Raw genomic sequence first — 24571 nt, 5'->3', positions numbered from 1 at the left:
GATCACCCACAGAACGATTCCATGGCCAAGAACAGCAGCTCCTCGACCACCGCCCCCGACACCGCCTGGCTGGGACGCGGGCGCCACCTCGGGCCCGAGCCCGAGCAGGACGTCCGGCGCAACCTGATCGCCCTCAAGGCGGCCGGGGTGCTCGACGACTTCCTGGACCTCGACCCCGTCGAGGCGGCCCGCTCCACCGCCTTGCACCCGCGGGACGAGTCCGCCGCCCCCGGTCCGATGGCCCGCCGCCTCTTCGAGGCCCGCTGGCGCGTCGCCGACGACGTCACCGTGCGCGCACAGCTGACGACGTACGACCCCGAGGCCCGCCGCAAGGAAAGCGGGGGCGTCACCTGGGTCCTCGCCGCCGAGGCGGAGCGGGCATGGGACGCGCAATGGCCCTCGCCCGCCACCATGTTCTGGCCCGACAGCGACCGGGTCGACTGGGACCACGACACGGTGCCCGGCGTGCGCCTGCGGGCCGCGAACTACCTGCCCAAGGACGACGACGAACTGCGCCGCCGGCTGCGGGACTGCACCCGTAACAGCTGGTTCATCCACGTCGTGGTGCACGAGGCGATGACACCGGACGCCATGGGGCAGAAACCTGTCTCGGCATTCCTGCCGCCGAGCCTGCGGCACCGGGTGGTCGAGCACCGGGGCACGCCGGACCAGGCCCAGATCGCCGACGTCGCGATGAAGCGGGAGCTGAGCCTGCGGATGCCGCGCGGCGGCGCCGTCGTCCTGCCCACGGTGCCGCCCCTCCCGGGTTACGAGGCGGAGCGGTTCACGGTGCGCAGCGTTTTCCTGGACGGTTCCGAACCGACCGAACTCCTCGACAGGATCAAGGAGTTCGCCGCCCTGCCGAGGCCGTTGCCCGCCGACGCCGAGCGGGCCCTGACGCGGCTGCGCCAGGGCTGGCACCTGCTCACTCCGGACGAGGAGCTGATCCACGCCCAGGGCATGGTCGCCAGGTACGCGGAGGCGCTCGAGGCCATGACGAAGTCGTGTGACCTGTACCGGGAGGCGGCCGAGGCGGCGCAGGCCGCGCTGGCGGAGGCGACCGGCGGCGCCCGTGTGCCCCGTCCGTCCGACCCGGGTACGGCCAGACCGGACGGCTCGCCGCTGACCGCCTTCACGAAGGCGTTCGGCCGCTTCCGGGGGCCGAACAAGTAGGAGGCTGCCGGTGGACGACCGATGACTTCCGGCCGCCCGGGGAGTCAGTACTCCCAGACAGGCACCAGATCCGTCCGGAGGCACCATGTCCACCACCGAGAACGCCCTCCCGCCCATCGTCGACGCGGCCACCTGGCAGAAGGAGCTGGCGGCGCTGCGCGTCCGGGAGAAGGCCGCCACCCGGGAGCTCGACGCCATCGCCGCCCAGCGCCGCCGGCTGCCGATGGTCGAGATGCCCGACTACGTCCTGGAGGGCGAGGACGGTCCTGTCCGCCTCGCGGAGATCTTCGGGGACCACCCGCAGCTGATCGTCTACAACCACATGTGGTTCGAGGACGCGGAGTGGCAGTGCAGCGGCTGCACCGGCTTCACCACCCAGTTCACCCGGCTCCTCGGCCTGGAGAAGTTCGACGCGCGGTTCGTGATCGTCACGCAGGGGCCGATCGACGAGGCACTCGCCTACAAGCGCAAGGTCGGCAACGAGATGACCTGGTACTCGACGGCGAACAGCTCGTTCGGCAGCGACGTCGGCGCCCCGCCGAACGCCGGATTCGCGGTCAACGTGTTCCTGCGCGACGGCGACAAGGTGTACCGGACCTGGCACACGGACGGACGCGGCACCGAGCAGTTGAGCCATCTGTTCGGCCTGGTCGACCTGCTGCCGTACGGCCGCCAGGAGGTGTGGCAGGACTCGCCGGAGGGCTGGCCGCAGCAGCCGACCTACAGCCGGTGGGCCGGGTCGGAGGAGATCGCGGCGGCTTACGGCGAGAACAGCTGACCTCACTCGTCCGAGGTGTCCGCGTGTGCGCTCAGCTGGTGCCTGTACGGCAGTCCTCCTGGCCGGGGCGGGGCGTTTCGCCTTCACAGAAGTCCGAGTCGAATGAGGCTCTTGGCGGTGTCGACGATGGTGGTCGCCGTGTCGCGCGGTTCCGGGCCGAGCGTGGTGCGGGCCTTTTCGGTGTGGAGTACGGGGATGCCGCCCGAACGAGATCGTTGTTCATGGAGGGCGCTGAGCGACCGACCTGAGGCCCGTCAGGCGCTCACGTCGCGGCGTCAGATGCTGAAGGCCTCGATCAGGGTCCAGACGGCGAGTCCGGCCATGCACGCGGCACCGATGCGCTGCACGGTCTTGAGGGGGACGCGCTTGGCGATGAAGCGGCCGACCAGCAGGGCGAGGGCGGAGACCGACATCAGCGCGAGGGCCGAGCCGAGGGCGGTGGGCAGCCAGGGGTTGGTGGCGGCCAGGTTGGCGGTGGTGATCTGGGTGAGGTCGCCCCATTCGCTGATGAACACGGCCATGAAGGCGGTGGTGTACACGGGCCAGAAACCGGTGACGGTCTTGGCGGCGCCCTCCTCGTCGTCATCGTCCCCGCCACGCAGCAGGACGACGGCGCCGAACGCGAACAGAGCGGCGGAGACCAGCTTCACGGCCGTGGCCGGAAGCAGGCTGAGGAGGCTGCCCGCGCCGACAGCGATCGCCACATGCACGATGAAGGCGGTGGAGGTGCCGAACCACACGTACAGCGGCCGCATCCGGGTGCCCATGGCCAGCGAGGCGAACATGGTCTTGTCGGGGAGTTCCGCGAGGAAGATCAGCCCGAAGGCCGTGAAAAACGCCAGGGGGTCGAAGCTCATGTGATCCAGGCTAATCGGGGGTGCTCCGCACAGGGTTGGGCTGTCGGCGTGGTCCGCACGGCAGGTAAGTGCCGTGCGGACCACCCGCCAGTTCGTGCCCCGCGCGGGATCCGTTCGGTCAGCCGCGGGCGACCGCGATGGCCCCGGCCAGCCGCTCGCCCGCCTCGTACACCATGTACGGCACCCCGTGCTCCGTTCCGAACGACGGAGCTGCCGCCCGGCCGTTCTCGGGGGCCGTGGAACGGGAGTCGTAGAAGACGCCGAGGTGCTTGCGGAGCGAGAAGTCCGCGCCGACCTCCGTGATCATGAGGTCGCCGCCGCTCTCCTTGTCCTTGTTGCAGACGACGTACGCGGAGCCGTTCCGGGTCAGCAGGTGGGGGCCGCCCACGTTCACCGCGCCGACGTCCGAGTGCCGTACGAGCGGCGTCCGGTCGAAGGTCCAGCTCCTGCCGTCGGCCGACCAACCCCAGCAGATGTCACGGTGGTTGGTCGTGTTGTTCAGCATGAAGAGCATCACGTAGTGCGCGCCGCGCGCCGGCAGGTCGTGGCGGAAGACACGGGCGTACGACGTCTCGGTCGTGCCGGTGGGCATCATCGACGTCGACAGGACGACCTTGTCGTACGTGAAGTGCACACCGTCCTTGGACCGGGCCAGGCGCGTCGTGGTGTTCTCGCCGTGGAAGTACAGCCAGAACTCCCTGGCGTCCGCGTTCCACAGCACGTGCGGGGACGACACGTGGCTGACCGAGTAGTGCGGGTCCCACTTGTTCGACACGATGGGGTTCGCCGGGTACTCCGTGAACGGGCCCTCCAGCGAGTCGCCGTACGCCAGGCAGATGCCGCCCGGCGCGTCGTGCGGCGCGTAGTACAGGTAGTAACGGCCCAGAGGTGAAGCCAGCTTGTCGTACACACCGCGCACGGTCGGGAAGATGATCTCGCCCGTCGGGTTGTACTTGAGCTGGGACGGCGACAGCAGGGTGCGGACGTAGGTGTAGTCCGGGAACCCGCCGGGCGCGGCCGACGCGGACGGCGACGAAAGGCCGCCGAGGGCGAACGCGGCGCCGGTGACGGCTGTGGTGCGCAGGAACATGCGACGGTCCAGGCCACACTGCGGCTCTTGCATGATCGGCTCCTGAAGTCGGTTTCTTTCAGAGGGGTTTCACAGGTAGGTGGCGGCGGTGACGCACAGGCCGCCGAGCGCCACCGCCCACACGTACGGCAGCGTCCGGACCATCACCTGCTGCGGCGACACACCCGCGTACTGCGCGCTCCACACCGTCTGGGTGCTGGTCGGGTCGGCGACGCCGAAGACCTGGTTGTACGAGGTGGCCATGCCGAGGACGGCGACGGCCGGGTAGATGCCGGTGGCGATGAGGACGCCCGCGATGCCGGCGCCCAGGCCGAACACGTTCAGCGGTCCGCGGTACAGGCACAGCGGTACCAGGAGGGTGAAGACCAGGACGAACAGCACCGCGTTGTGCGGGCTGACCGCCTTGACGAGCGGCTCCAGCGCGTCGACCGCGCCGGGCAGCTTCACCGCGGCGAGCAGAATGCCGATCGCCACGAACAGCGTGATCGGCGGAGCCGCCACCTCGAAGCCGCCGTACAGGGTGCGCAGCAGGCGGCGGTTCATCTCACGCGGCCGCGTCGTCGTCACCAGCGCGTACAGCACACCCGCAAGGAGCGACGGGATGATCGCCAGCTCGAAGCCCAGGGCCAGCACCAGCGGCACCACCGGAGTGAGCAGCGCGTACCACGGGGCGTCACCGAGCCGCTGACGCCGGCCGTTGCCGCGCGAACTCGGTGTTTTCTGGACCGACTTGAGCGACCACGCGTGCTCCACACCCCGGCGCCGCGACTCCACGAGGACGTAGGCGGTGGCCGCCACCAGTGCGAACGGGAACAGCTTCAGCATGAAGCCGCGCACCGTGTCCACCGGCAGCTCGAGCGCCGTGGAGAAGAACTGCCACACCGGCAGTTCGAACGGCATCCCGGCCGCGATGCCCATCAGGATCGTGCCCGCGGCGGTCACCTTCGGGATGCCCACCGCGATCATCGCGGGGATGCCGATCAGCCCGGCGAGCATCGCCGCGGGCGCGGAGCCGGTCACGGTGCCGACCAGCGCGGACACCGCGAGAACACCGAGCGCCACCAACACCGGCCGGTCTCCGCCGAATTCGACGATCTTACGGACCAGAGTGGCCGCGATACCGGTCTCCTCCAGGAGCTTGCCGAGCCACGATCCGAGCAGGATCGCGATCATCGTGGCGGCGAGCGCGGGCGCGCCCTCCTGGAGCACCGTGTCGAACACGCTGTTCTTGCCCGTCAGGGGCGCGCCCGCGAGGAACGCGATCACCACGGCGAGCAGGACCAGCGCGAACGCGGTGGGCAGCTTGCGGCTGAGCATGGCGGCCACGCCGGCCGCCATGACGAGCAGAATGACGACACCCATCGGTCACTTCTCGCTTTCGCAGGACACGGCGGCGGCCAGCGCCTCCGTCAGCAGCAGTGGACTGCGGCCCAGGCCGCAGGCGGCGCGGGCATAGGCGTGCGCGGCCAGTTCGTCGGCGCCCCCGACATGTGCGTAAAGACGGCGCCGCCCGAGCCTCAGCGCCGTGTGGCCGAGCGCCCGCCTGAACTCGGCCCGGACATGCGCGTGGTGGAGCCAGGCGTGCGCCTGCTCGTGGGCGAGGGCGGCTGCCCGCACCGACCCCTCGGGGAACCAGTGCCGCCAGTCGCGCTCGGCGATCAGCCGCTCGGCGCGGTCGACCGTGTCGACGTAGATCTCGACCACCGGCGGCCTCGACCGGTACCGGGCCAGCAGGCCGGCCGCGAGCCCGCCGTCCTGCTCGACGACTCGCACCGGTGCGGGATCGGGAGCCATCCGACCGCCGAACTCCTCGGCAGTCAAAGCCCATTGCCGAAGCGTCAGCGGATCACGTCCCTCGTGCGTGGGCGTCCCGGCGAGCAGCCGCACCGCGAGGTCCAGGTCCTCGTCGTGATCGCCGGTCATGCGCGGGACTCCACGACCGCGACGACCGGTTCGTCGGCGCCCCGCGAGCGCAACTCGCTGCGGGCCAGGGCCAGCAGGGCATCCGGTTCGAGCACGCCGGACAGATCCGCGATCCGGCCGCCCACCAGCAGCCGCACGGCCGGAGCCCGCACACCGCCGTCGCCGTACGAGGTGGCGTCGCGCACGAGCGACGCCAGCGCCTCACCGGCCGCGCCCACCGTCGTCGTCGACACCCGCGCGTGCGGTACGCCGAGCCTCACCACCCCGTCCGCGTCCACCACGCGAACCGGCTGCCGGTCGGCCCGGAACCTGCGCCGCACCTCGGTGCCGTAGACGGTGTACGCAGCCGTGCCGGCCAGCACCTTCACCCGCGCCTGCTGCGTCTTGAGGCTCGCGGCAGCCGCGCGCAGCCGCTCGGTGTCGTCCGCGCGGTGCGCCCGGTCCTGGGTGCGCAGCTCGGTCGCGCCGGTGGCGACGGCCCGTACGGTGCTGGTCTGCGGGTCGACCGTCACCTCCACCTCGACCCCTTCGGCCGCGGCGCCCTGCGCGACGACCGCCCGTTCGGCCTCGGCGCGCACCGCGAGGATCTGCTCCTGCGTTGCGCCGGGCACGATCCGCTCGACCTGCTCGCGAACGAGCGCGAGGGCCACGCCGATCGGGCTGATCACCTCGCTGTGCCGGGCGATACGGCCCTCGAGACCCGCGTCGGCGGCGAGGTGCGGGGTCACTGCCGCCGCCCCGCCGCCCCCGCCGACCAGTACGGCCGTGTCCCGGTCGAGCCGGTAGTCCCGGATCATCGCGTCCACCACCGCCTTGACCTGCGTGGTACCGGCGTCGAGGACGGCGCGCGCGGCGCCCGCCACATCGGTGCCCAGGGCCGTGGCGAGGGGCTGCAGCGCGGCCCGTGCCACCTCCTGCTCGCAGCGCGCGAAGTCGCCCTCCGGGACCCGGCCGAGCGCGTTCGCCGCGCACGTCATCGTCACAGCGAACCGGCCGCCCGCCGCATCGAGGACCAGATGGTCGTCCGGGTCGCCGTCCATCGGCCGCACCGTGGTGATCCGCGCGTCGCGCAGGTCGTCGAGCGAGGCGAAGCACGCGTACGGCAGCCCCGCGATGTGCGCGCTGCGCGGCCCGACACCGACCACCCGGTTCCCGGCGATCCGCACCATCGAACCGCCGCCGACACCGACGGTCCGTACGTCGAGGGCCTTGAGGTACGAGGTCCTGCCGAGGATCGTCGCGTGCCGTACCGCCACCTTGCCGCGCCGCACCACGCTGACGTCCGTCGACGTACCGCCCGTCTCCAGGAACACGCCCTCGCTGATCCGCTCCTGCATGAGCGCGCCCGCGACGCCCGCCGCGGGGCCCGACAGGATCGTCAGGAGCGGGCGCCGGCGCATCTCGCCCAGCGACATCACCCCGCCGTCACAGCGCATCACCATCAGCGGCGCCGTCACCCCGGCCTTGGTGATGGACGCGTCCACGAGATCTGCCGTGGCCAGCATCCGGGGCAGGATCGCCGCGTTCACCACGGCCGTACGTGTCCGCTTGTGCAGCCCGTACAGCGAGGTGATCTCGTGCGCCGCCGCGAGTGGCAGTCCGGAGGGACGCGCGGCGTCGAGGACGGCCTGCTCGCCCTCGGGCCGGTCCACCCCGAACGGCTCGGTGGCGACCAGGACTTCGGCCCCCTCGTCGCGCACTTGCTCCACGGCGGCACGCGCCGCATCGGCGTCGAACGGGTCGGCCACATGCGCGTACGTCAGCGGAAGCCGCTTGCCCGGGGCGAGTTCGAGCCTGCCGAACGAGGCGAGCCGACGGGTGAACACCGCGCCCGCCCCGCCGCCTGCTCCGATGAGGCCCACCTTCGCAACGTCGCCCTCCAGCAGGGCGTTCGTGGCCTGCGTCGTGCCGTGCGCCAGGAACGTGACGTCCGCCGCCGTCCGCTCGACCTTCTCCAGGAGCTGTTCCAGCGCCTGGACGATGCCGTGCGCGACACCGTCCTCGTGGTGGTGGCTGGTGGGCACCTTCACCTGGCCCACCAGCGCGAGCGTCGCGGCGTCGACCGCCACGGCGTCCGTGAACGTGCCGCCCACGTCGATGCCGACGCGGATGCGACGGTCAGGGGTCAAGCCGGTCATGTCAGGGCACCTCCTTGTGCGTTGACGTGCGTTGACGTGCTTTGACGTGCGTACGTTGCTGAAGGCGTGGGGGAGCGGGGGAGGGGTTGTCAGTACCCACGGACGTCGGGCCAGTGCCGCTGCACGCCCGACCGGTCGAGCAGCCGCGCGAACTCCTCGAACCGCTTGTCCTCGGCCTGCACCTGCTGCGGCTCGATGTCCTGGCCGAGGCAGTGCGCGGCGAGCGCGCCCGCCACCTCGCCGACGTTCCACTCGACGGGGTGCAGCCGGTAGCAGCCGTTGGTGATGTGGGTGGTGCCGATGTTCTTGCCGGCCGGCAGCAGATTGCGCACCCGGCGCGGCACCAGCGCGCCCAGCGGGATCTCGAACGGCACCGAGCCGATGTCGATGTACGAGTCGCCGCCGGTGGAGGGGTGCAGATCGAGCCGGTAGCCGCCGACCCCCACCGAGTCGCGGTAGCGGGTCCTGCCGTACGGGCCGACCACGTCGATGGCGACGTCCTGCTCGACGACGGTCGTCACCGCCTTGATGCGCCGCGACTCGCGCACGTACGCCGACTTGGCTAGCCCGTCGGCGGTGCCGGTGACGTCCGGACGGATGCGCAGTCCCGGGAACCCGGTGCCGCCGTCGGCGCGTGGGGCTTCCGTCTGCAACCAGTACAGAACTGACAGCGACAACTGCCGTGCCTCGCACAGCGCTTCGGCCTCCTGGCCGATGTACGGCTTCAACCAGTAGTCGTTCAACGGCCAGTTGACGAGCGTGATGTCCGAGTCGAAGGCGCCCGGCCGGTGCAGCTTGCGCGCCAGGATCCGCCGGAACCCCCACAGCTCCTTGTCCCCGGCGTCGGCGCTCTGGTCGGCGCTGACCGCGAGCGGGTCGAGGTCCGGGTTCGGCACGAAGGTGCGGGGGACCGGCTCCAGGGTGCGCGGGTCGGGTGCCTCGAAGCCGAGCAGGGGCCCCGGCCAGAAGTCGGGCCGGTAGGCGCGCCAGAACGCGTAGTCCTCGGGACGGTCGATGGTGTGGTCCTCGCCCTCGTGGTGCGAGAGCGCGAAGCAGACCGTGATGCCCTGCTGGTTGTCGGGCTGGGCCTTGGCGGGTGCGTGCGGCTCTCCGGACTCTCCTTGCGCTTCGGCGCCGTTGGCGTGCTCAACACCTGCGAGCGCGAGGAGTTCGCCGGTCTCGGTGGCGTCGATGACGTAGCGCGCGGGGACGGTCGTGAGGGTGTCGCCGCGCAGATCCCGCAGTGTGACGGAGCGGATGACATCGTTGTCTGCCTCCGCGGAGACGGCGCGGTGCTCGGTCAGGACGGTCAGCAGGCCCGACGCCCGGTGCGGGGCGAGCATCGCGTCCAGGACGGCGAGCGCGATCCGCGGTTCGTGGCACAACTTGCTCACGCGCCCGGCGCCCGGGTTGAGGTCCGCGAGCCCGAGCGCCTCGCCGCGCAGCGGATACCACTGCCGGTAGTACGCCCGGATGCCCTCGCGCAGCGCCCGGTACGACGCCGTCGTACCGAACTGCTCCACCCACGGATGCTCGTCCGGCGGCACGGCCTGGGCGGTGAGCTGCCCGCCGATCCAGTCCGTCTCCTCGGTCATCACGACGCGCCGGCCCGCCCGGCAGGCGGCGAGCGCGGCGGCGACACCGCCGAGGCCGCCGCCGACGATCAGGATGTCCGGTTCGGGTATCACAGTGCTCCTTGTGGTTGTTCTTCGCGTGTTCTGAACTGGCTGCCCCGTCAAGGGAGTTGGCCGACGCGTGGTCCCGCCGTCACCCCGTCGCGGACCTCGCACGCCACCAGCGGCTCGTCTGCTTCCTCCCCGGCGACCATCGAGGCGAGCAACCGCACCGCGGCGGCGCCCAGCGCGTGCCGGGGCACGTCGAAGCCCATCGGCACCGGCTCCCGGGCGAGGTCCGGCGGTGGGCTCCCGAGCAGCGCCAGCGAGACGTCCCTCGGACACGAGAGCCCGGCCGCCCGCACCGCCCCGCTCACAGCCCGCCACGCGGCGCCGGTGTCGGTCTCCTCCGCCACGAACGCGGTGACACCCTCCGTGACCAGCGCCCGGACCCGGTCCGCCGTCAGCTCCGCCACCGGGTCGGCGCAGCGCAGCACCGCGTCAGGACCGCCCGGCAGACCTGCCCGCGCGAGACCGTCGAGGAACCCTTCCTGGCGGTCGCCCGACGCGGGGGCGTCGTCGTCCTCGCGCACGAGCACGATGCGCCGGTGTCCCAACTCGCCGAGTCGGGCGACGACTTCGCGGCTCGCGCTGACGTAGTCGGCGCCGACCCAGGCGAGCCCTTCGAGCTCCTCCCGTCGCCCCAGATGCACCACCGGGAACCCGTCGGCGACCAGCCGCTTCAGCTCGGCGCGCGGCGCGTGCCGGCCGAGGAACAGGCAGCCGTCGGCGAGCCGCACCCGGCTGAGCGCGTCCGGCCCCGCGGCGCCCGCGCCCCCAGTGCTCGACCCGGTGAACAGCACGAGGTCGTAGCCGCGCGCGGCTGCTTCCTGCTCCACGCCCACCAGGAACGGGTAGTACGAGTGCTGCACATCGGTCGGGAAGGTGGCCGTGAAGCTGAAGACGCCGAGCAGGTTGTTGCGGGCGGCGGCCAGCCGGCGTGCCGCCGGGTCCGGGACGTAGCCGAGGCTGCGCGCGGCGTCGAGGACCCGCTGCCGCGTCTCCTCGGAGATCGTCGCGCCCTTGCCGTCGCGGCGGGCGTTCAGGACCAGGGAGACGGTCGCCTGGGAGACATCGGCGAGGCGGGCCACCTCGGCCTGGCGCGGGCGCGACGTGCGGCCGGTGGGGGACGGGGCCCGGCCGGGCTTCGCGCGCTTCCTGGGTTGCTCCACGCCTGGTGCTCCTTGCTGTCGACACTTCGGTATCGCGTGACCGTGTGCTGATAATGCGTATTAGGTAATGCGTATTAGCCCGTACTGTGGGGGCGCCTCAGGGGGCAGGTCAAGGGGCCGGACGAAACTTTCCGGTGGGGTGTGGCCTTGCTATGGGGGGGAGTTGAGGCCGCAGACGCTGAGTTCGCCCTCGCGCGAAACGGCGAGGGACCTGGCCTGCCGCGCGGCAGGCCAGGTCCCTCGGGAGGCGTTCTGTGTGCGTCTCAGCGCAGGGTGAGCCGGGTGAGGCGGGCGTCCCCGGGCAGCCGCCCCTCGACCTTCACGGCGACATAGCGAGCCGACGTGTCGAGGTCGAGTGCACGGACACGGCCGCGCCCGTCGGCGCGGCCCGCACCTCGGTAGGTGACACCGTCGTCGCTGACCTCAACGCTGAGAGCCGGCGCTCCGGCGTCCGTCCAGGCGACCTCGGCCGAACGCAACGGCAGCCGCTCGCCCAGGTCGACGACCATGCGCCCGTCGGGACCGGGCCGCCAGGAGGTCGCCGGGTTGCCGTCCACCGCCACGGACGGGTCCGACATGCCGGCAGGCAGCGGACTTGTGGGGAACACGGTGCGGTCGAGCGCGAGGTCGTCGAGGGGGAAGGCGGTCGCGTCGCGAAGGCGGAGCGTCGTCTCGCGCCCACGCCGCACGACGACGACCTCGCTGCGGTGCTGCCCCTCCACGTGAACGCGGCAACTCGCCCCGGAGAGCCGCACGGTGGCGCCGTCCATCACCCGTACGCGCAGTCCAGCGGGCAGTCGTCCCGCACCCGCCACAGGAGCCAGCGTGAACCGGGGGGCGAGCAACAGGGCGTCAGATGCCCCGAGTTCGGCCTGATAGGTCGTCCCGCCGTCGGTCAGTGTCTGCTCTCCCTGGAACACCAGACGACGTGCACCGGACTGCGGCACGTCGACCGTCGTGCTGACCGCGTCGCCCGAGAGGTTGAACAGGCTCAGGTGCTCCTGCGTGAATGCCGCCTGGATCGCCTTGCTCCCAGCCGTGGGCGAGGCGTTCCGCGCCAGCGCGCGCAGCGTTTCGGCCGACGCACCGGCATATCCCTCGACCACGACCGGCGCCGCCGGCCCGTCGGCCGCCAGGATCGTGTCGCCGTACACCGCGATCGTATGGTCCGCATCCGGTCCGCGCACGACAAGCCCGGCACGCCCGTCGATGTCGAGCCAGCCACCCCGGCTGCTCACATCGGGGACCGGCCAGGCCACCAGGTCCTCCCAACGCTGGCCGTCCGCCGACCCCTGCACGCGATACGCACGCCCGGCCGCCGCCTCCCAGCGCAGCGTGACGCGGTCGGCCTCGCGCCCGGCGCCCAGGTCCACCGCCAACCAGCTGTCGGCACGCGGGCGTTCGGCCTTGGCGACCGCCCAGCGCGTCGCGGGATCACCGTCGACGGCCAGCTCCGGACCCTTGCCCGGATCGTTCGAGGACGAGGTGGCCTTCGCGCCCCGTGCGAGGTCGGTGCCGTCCGCACCGTCGCGCACCTCGAACGCGTACAGGGAGTAGCCGTACGTCGGATCGGGGCGTACCCCGAGCATGCGTATGTGCCGCACGGTGGCGCGGGCGAAGCTCACCTCGTCGACGCGCGCCGCGGCCGGGGAGGTGCCCGCGTCCTGCGCGCGCACCTCGGCCTCACCCTCCTCGAAACGGTACGTACGTGCCCCGTCGAGGCCGGCCATCCCGGGCATGGTCAGGTTGTGCACCTCGAGGTGCCCTTCCCCGGCGGCCGTTCCGGAGCTCGCGTAGACGACGGCGCCCGTCGGCAGTGTCGTGAAGCCCGCGTATCCACTGTCCAGACGCAGCACCGTGGCGCTGCCGTCGAATCCGTCGCGCCGGGAGGTGTACGTCCGGACCGTTCGCTGCGCGACCTTGCCCGTGGTCGCCGGCAGGAACATCGGCGTACCGCCGCTGAGCTTGAACAGCCAGTCGTCGTGGGCCGGTTGCCAGGCGAACTTCACGAAGCCGGGCTTGCTGACGGAGCCCGCCCACGCTGCCCGCGACTGGTGCGAGACGAGACCAGGACCCGAGCCGAAGTCCGTGACCCCTGACGCCTGCGCGAAGAGCTCGTCCGCGGACAGCGGCCGGACTCGTTCGCCCTTCGCGGTCGCCCACAGGTGCAGGAGATAGCTGATGGCCAGCTCGGCCCGGGCCTCCGGCTCGTACTTCGGCTCACCCGAGAACTTGGCCAGCCGGTACTCCGGCGGGTACTTCTGGTACGCCTCGAGCCGTTCGGCCAGCGCCTGTTCGGCCCGTGCCGCCGCCCGGTCGCCCGTCACCTGCGCCAGGAACGCGAGCGGGATCACGTCCCTGCCGTACAGATGCTCGCGGTCGTTCACCATCGGCATCAACGGCTCACCGGCGTCACTCATCATCCCCAGCAACGTGCGCCACAGCGGCTGCGCGTTGGGCTGCGCGGTCAGCACCTGCGGCAGCGGCTGCCCGGCGGCCAGGAAGTGCGCCGCGTTGCGTCCCGAGGTACGCCACAACTCCTCCTGGTAATGCGGGCCGAAGGATCCGTGGTTCTCGACGATGAATGTGTCGTACAGATTCCGGGCCGTGTTGCGGGAGACCGCGACGCCGTCGACGAGCGCCGGATTGGCGAGGTCGGCCGGGGGGAGCCCCGCCTCGTTGCGCGACCAGGTGCCGTAACCCGACTCCCAGTCCGGGCGGCGCGCGTCCTCCGGTGCCCAGGCGAGGGCGGGTGCGAGCGTCTGCGCGTACAGCCCCATCTCCTCCAGCTTCGTGTCCCCCACGTAGCCGCCCTTGAGGCCGTTCGGTGTCCAGTCGCCGGAGTCCGGGTCGTCACCTGTGCCCAACTTCGTCGTGTACGCGGCCTGTTCACGAGTAATGGTGTCGACGTTCGTACGCGTCGCGCTGTCGAGATCGTCCCAGACGAGACGCGCGGCAAGGATGAAGTACGACTGGAACGTGGTGTCGAAGAACAGCTTGCGGCCCCACTGGGTCCCGCCCGTGAGCCGGTTCGACGCCGCGAAGTGCCGGATCGTGGCGAGGGTACGTGCCTTGAGGGTGTCCCGGTCGACACCGGCCAGTTCGTTGTCGTACGTGCCGTGCGTGAGCAGCACCGCATGGCCGAGCACGACGGCGAAACCGAAGTCCTTGTCCGTGTAGTAGCCGCGCGTCTCGTCCCACTGGGTCTCGGACCAGCGGGTGTGCTGGAGCAGAACGCGGTGGTACGTGGCTGCTGTCTCGTCCGGGGGAGAGGCGGAACCGGAGGAGCCGGCGGCACCGGTGGAACTGTCCAGAGCCTGAGCGGAGTTCGCGACGGTGACGGCGGGCAGTGCGGCCAGGGCGCTCGACAAGCCCAGGAGTTGCAGGAATCTCCGGCGGTCGACCTGCATGGGGTGGTGCGGCACGGGCGGGACCTCTTTCGCACGACAACGTTGTCAGATGAGAGGCGCCCATTCTTCGATCTGTCGCGCGGAGCGTCAATGGGTGGGAAGCCGCCGGTGATCGAGGGGGCACGCGGTATGCGGCGGGCGGAAGCAGTTCTGCGCACATGTGTCGGGCTACGAGATCACGGCCGCACGATGGGCACAGGACACCTACGAACAGCACCTTACAGTCGTGCCGTTCCCCAGCGAGGAGATAGCCGCGTACGCACGCGGAGCTTCGACCGGCTGAAGAGGGAACAGGCCGGCCTGCTGGGGCAACGGCACGACAGCTGACCAACTGCGAGGACGTCTCAGAGCACTGGCGGCCCCGCCTCGATTCGGCGTAGAACGGGGGTCAGACGATCCAGGTCGGGGCCGGTCTGGATCTGCCGTTCGTCCCACCAGGTGGCGCCCGCGTCGTGCAGCGGTCCGATCACGTCCTTGGCCTTCGCCGCGTCCGGGGGCGTGGCGCCGCCGAGCACGAACTCGAAGGGGCGCTCGTCGCCGTCCGGACGCTGATTGCGCACGTAACCGACGAGTTCCCGTACCTCCGCCGCATCCGGCACATGCCCATGCCGGGCCGTCTCGAACAGCGGCACCGCGCCGTCCCAGCGCGCTGCCCGCCGCATGGGCGCACGCCGTGGCCAGAATCCGCCTATCCAGACCGGGGGAGCGGGCCGCTGCACGGTGGCGGGGAGCATCGTCACGTCCCGGACCTCGTAGTGCCGGCCGTGGTGGTTCACCGGCTCGCCTGACCACAAGCGGCCCAGCAGCTCCAGACCCTCGTCCAGTCGCTCGGCGAGGACGCGTGGTTCGGCGGCATCGCCGAAGCTGCGGTACTCGTCCTCGACCGGACCGCCCAGACCCGCGGCGAAGATCACCCTGCCGCCGCTGAGCTGGTCCAACGTGGCGACCTGGCGGGCGAGTTGCTGCGGCCGGTAACGAGGGACCGGCGTGAGCAGGGTGCCCAGTCGGATCCGCGAGGTCGCCAGCGCGGCGGCGGTCAGGAGCATCCACGGGTCCCCGAAGGGACGCCCTTGGTGATATCGGTGCAGCACGTGATCCCACACGAAGAGCCCGTCCCAGCCCGCCTGTTCGGCGGCGGCCGCTACGGTCGCGACGTTACGGGGGTCGGCGAAGTCACCGAAGTTGGGGATGTTGACGGAGAAGCGCATCCCAGCAGGATGCGGTGCAATCGGAACGGGGTCCAGAGGGATTCACGGCAGTCCACCGAAATGCAGCAGGCAAGCTGAACGACTACTGGCCCGGGCCATCCGTCTGCGGTCGGTCGCACCGTATCCCGTCAGGACTCCGTGAGGGTGTCCGCCGGGCGCAGGACTCGGGCGAGGAACTCCCGGGTGCGTGGGTGGCTGGGGTTGCCCAGGACCTCGTCGGGGCTTCCCTGTTCGACGATGACGCCGTCGTCCATGAAGACGACACGGTCGGCCACTTCGCGGGCGAAGCCCATTTCGTGGGTCACGACCATCATCGTCATCCCGTCGTCCGCGAGGCCGCGCATGACGGCGAGGACGTCCCCGACGAGTTCCGGGTCGAGCGCGCTCGTGGGCTCGTCGAACAGCATCAGCTCGGGGCCCATCGACAGGGCGCGGGCGATGGCCACCCGTTGCTGCTGCCCGCCCGACAGTTGTGAGGGGTAGCTGTCTTCCTTGTCCGCGAGTCCGACGCGGGCCAGATTCTGCCGCGCCACCTGTGCCGCTTCGGCCTTGTCCCGGCCCAGCACCCGGCGTTGCGCGATCGTCAGGTTGTCCAGGACGCTCAAGTGCGCGAAGAGATTGAACTGCTGGAAGACCATGCCGATGCGGCGACGCAGCCGGTCGATGTCCACATCCGGGTCGGTGATGTCGGTTCCGGCGATGAGGACGTGGCCCTGAGTGGGCTGTTCGAGCAGGTTGGTGCAGCGCAGCAACGTCGACTTGCCCGACCCGGAAGGGCCGATGACGCACACCACCTCGCCCGTGTCGACGGTGAAGTCGATGCCGCGCAGGACCTGGAGGTCACCGAAGGACTTGTGGAGCGCTCGGATCTCGATCGCCCGGGTCGGCGTGGGCGCGGACGTGCCGGTGGTGGTGGCATTCGTCATGCCCGTCCCCTTGTGTTCTCTCATGGTGCCGGAGGGCTCGCTGGCGCTCATCGCTCACCGCGCCTTCGCATGGCCCGCCTCCAGGCGGCGCACCACGTAGCCCAGCGGGACGGTGATCAGGAGGTAGCAGAGACCGGCCACGAAGATGGGTGTGGTGTTGGCGGTCTCACTGGCCAGGTCCCGGCCGAACTTGGTGAGTTCACGGGTTTGCAGGGAGACGCCCAGGAACAGCACGAGTGACGAGTCCTTGAAGAGAAGGACCAGTTCGTTGGTGAGCGGCGGCACGATGACGCGGAAGGCCTGGGGGATGACGATCGACCACATGGCCCTCGCGTGGGACATGCCCAGCGTTCGCGCGGCCTCCATCTGGCCGCGGGGCACGGCCTGGATGCCGGCCCTGATGGTCTCCGCCATGTACGCGGCGGCTACGAGGCCCAGGGCCACGGCGACCTGACCGTACGCGCCACCGGGGATGGCAAGACCGGGGAACGCCAGGGGGACGCCGACCCCGATGAAGATGAAGATCAGCAGGGCGGGCAGTCCGCGGAACACCTCGATGTACAGCGAGGCGAGCCAGCGGTAGGGGGCGACCGAGGAGAGCCGCATGAGGGCGATGACCAGTCCGAGTACGAGGCCCACACCGAATCCGGACAGGGTGTACGCCACGGTGTTGGCCAGCGCCACCGTCAGCAGATCCGGGAACATCCGCTTGGCCACGGACACTTCGAGGAACTGCTGCTGCAACTGGTGCCAGTCGGCCAGTAGGGCGACGGCGATCACCGCGCCGGCCAGGACGACGTACTGCGCGCCGCGGAACATGCTGCGCCGCCGACGCGGGGAGAGGCGCGGGCGCTCGGCCGGCTGGGCCGGGGCCTTCCCCGCGACGGGTGCGTGAGAGGAGGTCACTGGGACGCGGCCTCCGCAGGCATCGGGCCGATCCACTTCTCGTACAGCTTCTTGTACGTGCCGTCCTGCTTGGCCTTTTTGATGGCCTTGTCGATGGCGGCGAGGAGCTTGGCGTTGCCCCCCTTGCGTACGGCGAAGCCGTACTTCTCACCCGTCTGAACGGTGCCCGTGACGCTGAACTTCGCTGCGTTGGCGGGGTCCTTGAGCCAGTTCTGGACCACCGGGTAGTCCTGAATCACGACGTCCACCTGACCGGTGCGCAGTCCGTTCAGCTCGGCGTCCGAGCTCTCGAACGACTTGGAGTCGATGCCGCCGGCGTGCGCGGTGTCCTCGCCGGTGGTGGCCGACTGCGATCCCAGCTTGATCTTGCCGCTCTTGATGGCGTCCAGCGACTTCGCCTTGACGCCCTTACGGGCCAACAGTGCCTGGTTGGCGTCGAAGTAGGGGATCGAGAAGTCGAGGTGCTGCTTGCGCTCGGGGGTGATCGTCATGCCCGCGGCGGCCACGTCGCAGACCCCCGCGTTGAGGTCCGCGCCCGTCTTGATCGTCTCGAACGACTTGTCCACGATCTCCTGCTTCAGACCGAGGTCGTCGGCGACCAGATCGATCAGGTCGACGTCGAAGCCGACGATCTTCTTCCCCTTCTCCGACTGGAACGGCGCGTACGGGAGATGCGTACACGTCGTCAACTGGCCGGATTTGACCAGCTTCACGCCGCCGGCCGTCGTGGTGGCCTGTTCCTTGCTGCAGGCGGTGGCCGACAGGACGAGCGCGGCGGCGAGCACGAGCGGGGTGGAGCGGCGGACGAGTCTTCCGTGAGGGCTCACTGGACTTCCCTTGGGCATGGAGAATCGCAACTTCCGTTGGGCAGGGAGAAGTTGACCTGGAATGGGACGGGCACCCGACGGGTGCCCTCGCAGCCGTGACCACGGGCCACTGGGGGACAGGTCCAAGTGGAACTCCGACTGCGGTGGGCACACCCTGCATCAGCGCGAACACGAAAGTCCAGAGCTGTCACCAGCCACTCCGGAAGCCTTCACATTTTCGATCTTGAGTGGTGAGGGCCGCACGCGGGACGCCTCATCGGCCTGGGTCCACGGTCTTCGGCTCCGTCGTATGCAGGGATGATGTGCACATGCCTTGACGAGTGGTCTCGACCACAAGCACCGTTACGGGAGAGCCGTTCTTCGTCCGGTGGGGGGCACGTGAACAGCAGAGTGTTCGGCGTGGGCGCGGTGTTGTCCGTTCTCGCCGTCGTGGGAGGCCTGTCGGTACCGGCCTCGTCGGCGCCCGCCCCAGGGTCGGCCGGCGCATTGCCGCTCGGCCCCGCCGACCTGCCCGAGACGCGGACGACGCAGCAGCTTCAGCCCGGAGTCACCCTCACCCGTATCGTGCGCGGCGCCGACGCCCCGGCACTCGGGTGGACGGTCGAGGTCTCCATCCCCGGCGGTGCGGGCTCGCCGGATCCCGATGCGCCACCAACAGCGCTCAACGACCGCGCGAGCGCCGACGAACTGGTCGCCCACCTGCGCGAAGACGGCTTCGAGGCGCGGGCCGAGGAGGTCACCACACCAGCGACGGCGGACTTCGCGGGCGGCACGCTCGGATGGCGCGTCCGGGTCGGGGAGTTCGGGTCGCAGTCCGCGGCCACGGCCGAGCGCACCCGGCTGAGGACAGCCGGATACACGGGGGCTGCCGTGTATCGCGGCTGGGACGCGGGGCCCACGGACCGGGGCCCGTGGCGGATCGACGTCCTCACCATCGACCCGCAACTCTTCCGTGGCGCGCTGAGAGCGTCGTACGGGCCGGATCTCGAGAACCGTGAGAAGACCAGTCAGCTCGTGGCCGCGGCCGGGGCCACCGCAGGGGTCAACGCCGGGTTCTTCGTGCTCGACCCGAACGCCGGTGCCCCCGGCGATCCGGCCGGCGTCGGTGTGTACGACGGCCGGCTGTTGAGCGAACCCGTGGGCACACGCCCCTCCCTCGTGATCCGGGACTCCGGGAGGCGGACCGGCATCGCCCGGCTCACCTGGCAGGGCAAGCTGGCCGGCAGGGACGCCTCGATTCCGCTGGACGGGATCAACCGCGTCCCCGGCCTGATCAGGAACTGCGGCGGCACCGCCGACGACACGCCCACCTCGCTGCCGCTGCACGACACGACCTGCAAGGACGACGACGAACTGGTGGCCTTTACGGGCGAGTTCAGCGGGAAGACTCCGGGCGGCGAAGGCCTTGAGGCCGTACTCGACCGCCACGGACGGGTTCTCGAGGTGCGAACGCCGCGCGGTGGATCGCTGCCGGAAGGCGGCAGCTCCGTACAGGCGACCGGACGCTACGTGTCCCAACTGGCCGAACTGGCTCAGACCGGGCGCCAGTTGCGGATCCAGGCCGTGCTCAAAGACGCCGACGGGAGCACCGTCTCCCCGTCCACCAGCACGAGCATCCTCAATGGCGGCCCCGAACTCGTCCGGGACGGCCGTCCACACATCACCGTGGCCGCAGACGGCATGGTCCAGCCCGGTAACCCGAGCTTCTACTACGGCTGGGTGCACAAGCGCAATCCGCGCACGCTGGCCGGAGTCGACGCCGCCGGACGGACCGTCCTCGTCACGGCCGACGGACGCAGCACGGGCGCGCTCGGACTCAGCATCCCGGAGAGCGCCGCGGTCGCGAAGGCGCTGGGCCTGCGCGACGCGATCAACCTCGACGGCGGCGGGTCCACCACCATGGTCGCCGACGGTCACGTGATCAACGCCCCGTCCGACGCGACCGGTGAACGCCCGGTCGGAGACGCCCTGTTGGTCCTCCCCGGCCGAGACTGATCCCACCGACAGGAGCCGCCATGACCGCCGCCTCGATCCGCCGCGCCAGATGCCTCCTGCTCCTCCTGGCCGTACTGCTGCTCGCCCTGACGCCGAACGCACCGTCCGTAGCCGCCGCTCACGCCCGTGGCGCCGAGGTCGTCGCCGTCACCCAGGTCGCCGACCGCCAGGTGGATCTGTCCGTACGCTCCCCCGCTCTCGGCGGCCGGACCGTCAAGGTCCGCCTGCTCACGCCCGACGGCTGGAACCTGGACGACCGCCGCCGGCACTGGCCGACCCTGTGGCTGCTGCACGGCTGCTGCGGCGACTACACATCGTGGACGAGCCGGACCGACGTCGCACGCGTCGACAGCCTGCGCGACGTCCTCGTGGTCATGCCGGAGGCCGGCTGGAACGGCTGGTACAGCGACTGGTGGAACTACGGGCAGGGCGGCGACCCCGCCTGGGAGACGTTCCACACCAAGGAGTTGCGCCGGCTTCTTGAACACGACTGGGGAGCGGGACCGCGTCGCGTGGTGGCCGGACTGTCCATGGGCGGGCAGGGCGCGCTGATGTACGCGGCCCGTCACCCGGGCATGTTCAAGGCGGCAGCGGCGTACTCCGGATCCGTGCACCCGTTGCTGAACGACGAGTCGGTGAACCGCATCATGGGCTTCTTCGCGGGCCAGGGCGACGACCCGCGCCGCGTCTGGGGCGACCCCGTGGCGCAGCGGGATGTGTGGGCCGCGCATGACCCGTACTACCTGGCCGGGCGACTCAAGCCGATCCCCGTGTACCTGTCGTGCGGCGACGGCACCGCCGGCCCGCTGGACCCGCCGGGTGCCTCGAACGCCCTCGAAGCCGACTTCGGCCGGCAGAACCACGCCCTGGCGGGCGCGCTCGAAAAGGCGGGCGCCCGCCATGTGACGACCAATTTCTACGGGCCGGGGACCCACAGCTGGCCGTACTGGGAGCGAGAGCTGCACGCCTCGCTGCCGATGCTCTTGGGGGCACTGCGGGTCCCGAGCTGATGTGACGGACGGCGGGCGCCGGGGCGGGGGGCGGCCGGAGCGGGGTTCCAGGCCGTGTCATCATTCAATGACATCGCCTGATGACAAGAACGGGAATCCTCCCTTGCAGCCCTCCATACCGGCGTCCGCGCACACCTCTGCCGCAACGGCTCCGACACCGGCACTCCGGCATCCGCGGGCCCTCGTGCCCGTCCTCGTCTCGCTCGGCATGCTCGTCGCCGTGGTCAGCAGCCTCGGCGCACCGCTCATCCCGACCATCGCGGCCGAGGACCACGTCGCCGTCTCCACCGCACAGTGGGCGCTGACGCTGACGATGCTGGTCGGAGCCGTTGCCACGCCGGTCATGGGGCGCCTCGGCGACGGCCCGCACCGCAAGAACGTGATCCTCACGGGTCTCGCCACGGTCCTGGCGGGCAGCCTCCTGGCGGCCCTGCCTCTCGGGCTGACCTGCCTTCTCGTGGGCCGGGCGCTGCAGGGCGTCGGCATGGGCCTCGTCCCGCTCGCCATCGCCACCGCCCGTGACGCACTGCCTGCGGAGCGGGCACGGTCCGCGGTGGCGACCCTCTCCCTGACCACCGCCGCGGGCATCGGCCTCGGCTATCCGATCACCGGCCTGTTCGCCCAGTACCTCGGCATGTACGCAGGATTCTGGTTCGCGGTCGCCACGGCCGCCGCCGCGTTCATCGCCACCGTGATTGTCGTGCCCGCGGCGCCGAGCCGCCCCACCACCCCGATGGACTTTCCCGGCGCGCTGCTGCTCGCCGGCGGCATGGCGGCCCTCCTGGTGACGCTGGCCGAGGGAGAGCGGTGGGGCTGGGGATCCGCGCCGCTGCTCGCGCTCGCCGTCGCGGCCGTCGTCCTGCTCGCCGGGTGGGTGCTGCACTCGATGCATTCCACGCATCCGCTGGTGCGCGTACGGCTCATCAAGGATCGCGGCGTGCTCGTCGCCAACCTGACCACGATGGTCGGGGGTGTCGGCACCTACCTGCTGATCGCCCTGGTCACCCGGTACGTCCAGACGCCCGAGTCCGCGGGATACGGCTTCGGCTCGTCCATCGTCGTCACCGGCCTGCTCCTCGTGCCGTTCTCCGCGGCCAGCCTCGTCACCGGCCGCCTCGTGCGGATGCTCGGCGCAGCGGCGACGCCCGCCCGCATGCTGCCGCTCGGCTGCCTGCTCTCCCTCGCCGGCCTGGTCTGCTTCCTGCTCGCCCGCTCCAGCCTGTGGGGCATCGGCACGATGATGGCGCTCGCCGGACTCGGCGTGGGCGTCACCTTCGCGGTCACGCCCGGCCTGATCGTCGGCGGGGTGCCCGCGCAGGAGACGGGCAGCGCGATGAGTTTCAATCAGGTCATGAAGTACATCGGGTACTCGACCGGCAGCGCGCTGAGCGCGGTCATCCTCCAGGCCGCCACCGACCCCGGCGCGGCGCTGCCGGTCAACGGCGGATACCGCAACGCGGGCCTCGCCGGCTGCGCCGCCTTCGTGATCACCGGCATTCTCGCCGTGGTACTCACCAGGACGGGCACACGGTTGCGCCCCTCCGTGGTCGCGGCGGGGCAGACCACGCCGGCCGCCAAGGGTGAGCAGGCGCGCCCCGAGCCGAGCCGCCCGTGAGCGCGGAGGCCGCGGGCCCGCGCCGGAACTCCGCCCGCACCCGCGAGGCGCTGCTGCGGGCGGCGACCGAACTCTTCTCCGAGCGCGGCTACGACCGCACGACCATCCGCGAGATCGGCGACCGGGCCGGTGTGGACCCGGCCCTGATCGCGCGCTACTTCGGCAGCAAGCCCCTGCTGTACGTGGAGGTGCTGCGTGCCGAACACGGCGACACCGCGCCGGACGACCTGCTCACGGAGCCGCGCCTGCGCGAGGTCGCCGAGCGGGCGGAGCGGCGCGGTCCGGTCCCACTGCTGAGGGTCGCTGTCCAGCCGTTGAGTGACGGGGCCGCGCAGGACGCCACCCGCGCGGCCCTGCGCGCCCGGCTCGTGGATCCGCTGCGGGCACGCTTCGCCCGGGAGGGCAGGGACCGGCCCGGGCTGCGGGCCGACGTGCTGGTGGCGGCGGTCGCCGGGGTGTTGCTCGCCCGCCATTCCGGGGCGTTCGAGGACCTCGCCGAGGCGGACGTGGACGAGGTCGTCGACGTACTGCTGGAGACGTTCGGCGGCGGGGGACCTGCCGGCGATCGGTGAACGCCGGCAGGACCACTGGTTCACGCGTCCGCGAGCCATTCCAGGGCGGCTACGACGAGTGCTTCCACGCCCGTGCTCAAGGTGGGCTCGACGAGCGGGGCGAAGTGGGGGGAGTGGTTGGCCGGCAGTTCGTCCAGCCGGTCCTGCGCGAGCGCGGTGAGGACCGTTTCGGTGTCCAGGCCGCCCCAGAACCAGAACACGGTGGGCACGCCGAGCACCTCACCGAACACACCCACGTCCTCGCTCGCGTTCACCTGCGGCATGGGCATGATCCGCTGCTGCCCGAAGTGCTCCGCGAACGCGGCGACCGTGGTCCGCGTCGCCTCCGGCTCGCTCACGAGCGCCGGAGCGGCGCCGGCCCAGTCGAATTCCGGCGGCTGCTCCGCGCCGCTCGCCTGCGACTCCGCCGTGACGATGCGCTCGATCGCGTTGCGGACCTTGTCACGGATCACCGGGGTGAACGTACGGACGTTGACCCCCAACTCGGCCGTGTCAGGAATGATGTTGTCCTTCGTGCCCGCCTGCAGGCGGCCCACCGTCACCACGGCCGTCTCCGCCGGAGGCACCTCCCGCGCGACGATGCCCTGCAGCCGCGTGACCACGTTCGCCGCCATGAGCACCGGGTCGATGGACGCCTCGGGCCGCGATCCGTGGCCGCCGCGACCGTGGAGGGTGATGTTCAGGGAATCCGCGGCAGCCATCACCGGCCCCGTGCCGTAGCCGATGACCCCTGCGGGCAGCGGCCCGACGTGCTGGCCCAGCACGATCTCGGGCTTGGGGAACCGCTCGAACAGTCCGTCGTCGACCATCCCGCGCGCGCCGACCGCGAGTTCCTCTGCCGGCTGGAACACGACCAGCAAGGTGCCGCGCCACTGATCACGCGACTGCGCGAGCAGCACCGCGGCGCCGGTCAGGCAGGCGGCGTGCATGTCATGACCGCAGGCGTGCATCACCGGTACGTCACGGCCCTCGTTGTCCACACCGCGCGCCTGGCTGGCGTAGGGCAGCCCGGTCTTCTCCTCCACCGGCAGCGCGTCGAAGTCCGCGCGGAGCATGACCACCGGCCCCTCACCGTTGCGCAGCAGCCCGACCACGCCGGTGACGCCGATTCCTTCGGCCACCTCGTCGAATCCCGCGTCGCGCAAGCGCTGCGCCAGCAGACCGGCGGTTCGCGTCTCCTGGAGCGAGAGTTCCGGGTGCTGGTGCAGATCCTTGTAGAAGGCGGCGAGTTCATCGCGGATCTCCGGCAGTTGCGCGGTCACCGTCTTCGACATGGCTACCTGACCTTTCTGAGTACC

At 71.0% G+C, this 24571-nt stretch carries 19 protein-coding genes; 6 read left to right on the top strand and 13 right to left on the bottom strand.

What is annotated here, in order from left to right; translation table 11 throughout:
• Positions 1-21: 21 nt before the first annotated feature.
• Together ACWIGU_RS05350 and ACWIGU_RS05345 are read left to right on the top strand one after the other, a co-directional pair.
• The gene (locus ACWIGU_RS05350; protein ID WP_454397659.1) at positions 22-1173 is read left to right on the top strand and encodes a hypothetical protein; all 1152 of its coding nucleotides are present in this window, start codon (positions 22-24) and stop codon (positions 1171-1173) included.
• 85 nt (positions 1174-1258) lie between these two features.
• On the top strand, positions 1259-1951 hold the full coding sequence (locus ACWIGU_RS05345) for a DUF899 family protein (RefSeq protein WP_454397657.1): 693 nt from the start codon (positions 1259-1261) through the stop codon (positions 1949-1951).
• Between the two features lie 275 nt (positions 1952-2226).
• Here the strand turns inward: ACWIGU_RS05345 and ACWIGU_RS05340 are convergent, their stop codons facing one another.
• The 12 genes from ACWIGU_RS05340 to ACWIGU_RS05285 all read right to left on the bottom strand — a co-directional run bounded on the left by ACWIGU_RS05340 (position 2227) and on the right by ACWIGU_RS05285 (position 18081).
• Positions 2227-2808 (bottom strand): TMEM165/GDT1 family protein, encoded by a 582-nt coding sequence (locus ACWIGU_RS05340; RefSeq protein ID WP_454397655.1) that lies wholly within the window; start codon positions 2806-2808, stop codon positions 2227-2229.
• 118 nt (positions 2809-2926) lie between these two features.
• Positions 2927-3931: a hypothetical protein gene (locus ACWIGU_RS05335; RefSeq protein ID WP_454397653.1), complete on the bottom strand. Its 1005-nt coding sequence runs from the start codon at positions 3929-3931 to the stop codon at positions 2927-2929.
• Between the two features lie 36 nt (positions 3932-3967).
• Entirely contained in the window at positions 3968-5260 is a 1293-nt protein-coding gene (locus ACWIGU_RS05330; protein ID WP_454397651.1) for a transporter, read from the bottom strand.
• Positions 5261-5263: 3 nt separating this feature from the next.
• Positions 5264-5821 (bottom strand): hypothetical protein, encoded by a 558-nt coding sequence (locus ACWIGU_RS05325; RefSeq protein WP_454397649.1) that lies wholly within the window; start codon positions 5819-5821, stop codon positions 5264-5266.
• Complete coding sequence (locus ACWIGU_RS05320; RefSeq protein ID WP_454397647.1) at positions 5818-7959, bottom strand: hydantoinase/oxoprolinase family protein; 2142 nt, start codon at positions 7957-7959, stop codon at positions 5818-5820. The genes ACWIGU_RS05325 and ACWIGU_RS05320 overlap by 4 nt, the downstream gene beginning before the upstream one ends.
• 89 nt (positions 7960-8048) lie before the next feature.
• Positions 8049-9647, bottom strand: coding sequence for an FAD-dependent oxidoreductase (locus ACWIGU_RS05315; protein WP_454397645.1), 1599 nt, complete (start codon positions 9645-9647; stop codon positions 8049-8051).
• 47 nt (positions 9648-9694) lie between these two features.
• On the bottom strand, positions 9695-10804 hold the full coding sequence (locus tag ACWIGU_RS05310) for a LacI family DNA-binding transcriptional regulator (RefSeq protein ID WP_454397643.1): 1110 nt from the start codon (positions 10802-10804) through the stop codon (positions 9695-9697).
• A 263-nt stretch (positions 10805-11067) separates the two neighbouring features.
• Positions 11068-14214: a discoidin domain-containing protein gene (locus ACWIGU_RS05305; protein ID WP_454398587.1), complete on the bottom strand. Its 3147-nt coding sequence runs from the start codon at positions 14212-14214 to the stop codon at positions 11068-11070.
• A gap of 344 nt (positions 14215-14558) precedes the next feature.
• Positions 14559-15422 carry an LLM class flavin-dependent oxidoreductase gene (locus tag ACWIGU_RS05300; RefSeq protein WP_454397641.1) on the bottom strand — a complete coding sequence of 288 codons (864 nt, stop codon included), beginning with the start codon at positions 15420-15422 and terminating at the stop codon, positions 14559-14561.
• 128 nt (positions 15423-15550) lie between these two features.
• The gene (locus tag ACWIGU_RS05295) at positions 15551-16348 is read right to left on the bottom strand and encodes an amino acid ABC transporter ATP-binding protein (RefSeq protein WP_454397639.1); all 798 of its coding nucleotides are present in this window, start codon (positions 16346-16348) and stop codon (positions 15551-15553) included.
• A gap of 54 nt (positions 16349-16402) precedes the next feature.
• On the bottom strand, positions 16403-17167 hold the full coding sequence (locus ACWIGU_RS05290) for an amino acid ABC transporter permease (protein WP_454398585.1): 765 nt from the start codon (positions 17165-17167) through the stop codon (positions 16403-16405).
• An 83-nt stretch (positions 17168-17250) separates the two neighbouring features.
• Positions 17251-18081, bottom strand: coding sequence for an ABC transporter substrate-binding protein (locus tag ACWIGU_RS05285; RefSeq protein ID WP_454397637.1), 831 nt, complete (start codon positions 18079-18081; stop codon positions 17251-17253).
• 378 nt (positions 18082-18459) lie between these two features.
• Here ACWIGU_RS05285 and ACWIGU_RS05280 point away from each other — a divergent pair, with 378 nt between their 5' ends.
• The 4 genes from ACWIGU_RS05280 (at position 18460) to ACWIGU_RS05265 (ending at position 23273) form a co-directional block, all read left to right on the top strand.
• Positions 18460-20076: a phosphodiester glycosidase family protein gene (locus tag ACWIGU_RS05280; RefSeq protein ID WP_454397635.1), complete on the top strand. Its 1617-nt coding sequence runs from the start codon at positions 18460-18462 to the stop codon at positions 20074-20076.
• A gap of 20 nt (positions 20077-20096) precedes the next feature.
• Positions 20097-21086, top strand: a complete 990-nt coding sequence (locus ACWIGU_RS05275) for an alpha/beta hydrolase (protein WP_454397633.1) — start codon at positions 20097-20099, stop codon at positions 21084-21086.
• Between the two features lie 184 nt (positions 21087-21270).
• On the top strand, positions 21271-22701 hold the full coding sequence (locus ACWIGU_RS05270; protein ID WP_454397631.1) for an MFS transporter: 1431 nt from the start codon (positions 21271-21273) through the stop codon (positions 22699-22701).
• Complete coding sequence (locus ACWIGU_RS05265; protein ID WP_454397629.1) at positions 22698-23273, top strand: TetR/AcrR family transcriptional regulator; 576 nt, start codon at positions 22698-22700, stop codon at positions 23271-23273. The genes ACWIGU_RS05270 and ACWIGU_RS05265 overlap by 4 nt, the downstream gene beginning before the upstream one ends.
• 20 nt (positions 23274-23293) lie before the next feature.
• Here the strand turns inward: ACWIGU_RS05265 and ACWIGU_RS05260 are convergent, their stop codons facing one another.
• The gene (locus ACWIGU_RS05260) at positions 23294-24547 is read right to left on the bottom strand and encodes an amidohydrolase (RefSeq protein WP_454397627.1); all 1254 of its coding nucleotides are present in this window, start codon (positions 24545-24547) and stop codon (positions 23294-23296) included.
• Positions 24548-24571: the final 24 nt, after the last annotated feature.

It is taken from the genome of Streptomyces sp. NPDC055400 (assembly GCF_053644375.1).
This window is presented reverse-complemented; position numbering and strand designations above follow the sequence as displayed.

What these genes read in the sequence shown, in the direction of transcription:
- ACWIGU_RS05350 (WP_454397659.1), top strand. Translation starts at nt 22, where the DNA reads ATGGCCAAGAACAGCAGCTCCTCGACCACCGCCCCCGACACCGCCTGG.
- ACWIGU_RS05345 (WP_454397657.1), top strand. Translation starts at nt 1,259, where the DNA reads ATGTCCACCACCGAGAACGCCCTCCCGCCCATCGTCGACGCGGCCACC.
- ACWIGU_RS05340 (WP_454397655.1), bottom strand. Translation starts at nt 2,808, where the DNA reads ATGAGCTTCGACCCCCTGGCGTTTTTCACGGCCTTCGGGCTGATCTTC.
- ACWIGU_RS05335 (WP_454397653.1), bottom strand. Translation starts at nt 3,931, where the DNA reads ATGCAAGAGCCGCAGTGTGGCCTGGACCGTCGCATGTTCCTGCGCACC.
- ACWIGU_RS05330 (WP_454397651.1), bottom strand. Translation starts at nt 5,260, where the DNA reads ATGGGTGTCGTCATTCTGCTCGTCATGGCGGCCGGCGTGGCCGCCATG.
- ACWIGU_RS05325 (WP_454397649.1), bottom strand. Translation starts at nt 5,821, where the DNA reads ATGACCGGCGATCACGACGAGGACCTGGACCTCGCGGTGCGGCTGCTC.
- ACWIGU_RS05320 (WP_454397647.1), bottom strand. Translation starts at nt 7,959, where the DNA reads ATGACCGGCTTGACCCCTGACCGTCGCATCCGCGTCGGCATCGACGTG.
- ACWIGU_RS05305 (WP_454398587.1), bottom strand. Translation starts at nt 14,214, where the DNA reads ATGCAGGTCGACCGCCGGAGATTCCTGCAACTCCTGGGCTTGTCGAGC.
- ACWIGU_RS05300 (WP_454397641.1), bottom strand. Translation starts at nt 15,422, where the DNA reads ATGCGCTTCTCCGTCAACATCCCCAACTTCGGTGACTTCGCCGACCCC.
- ACWIGU_RS05295 (WP_454397639.1), bottom strand. Translation starts at nt 16,348, where the DNA reads ATGACGAATGCCACCACCACCGGCACGTCCGCGCCCACGCCGACCCGG.
- ACWIGU_RS05290 (WP_454398585.1), bottom strand. Translation starts at nt 17,167, where the DNA reads ATGTTCCGCGGCGCGCAGTACGTCGTCCTGGCCGGCGCGGTGATCGCC.
- ACWIGU_RS05275 (WP_454397633.1), top strand. Translation starts at nt 20,097, where the DNA reads ATGACCGCCGCCTCGATCCGCCGCGCCAGATGCCTCCTGCTCCTCCTG.
- ACWIGU_RS05260 (WP_454397627.1), bottom strand. Translation starts at nt 24,547, where the DNA reads ATGTCGAAGACGGTGACCGCGCAACTGCCGGAGATCCGCGATGAACTC.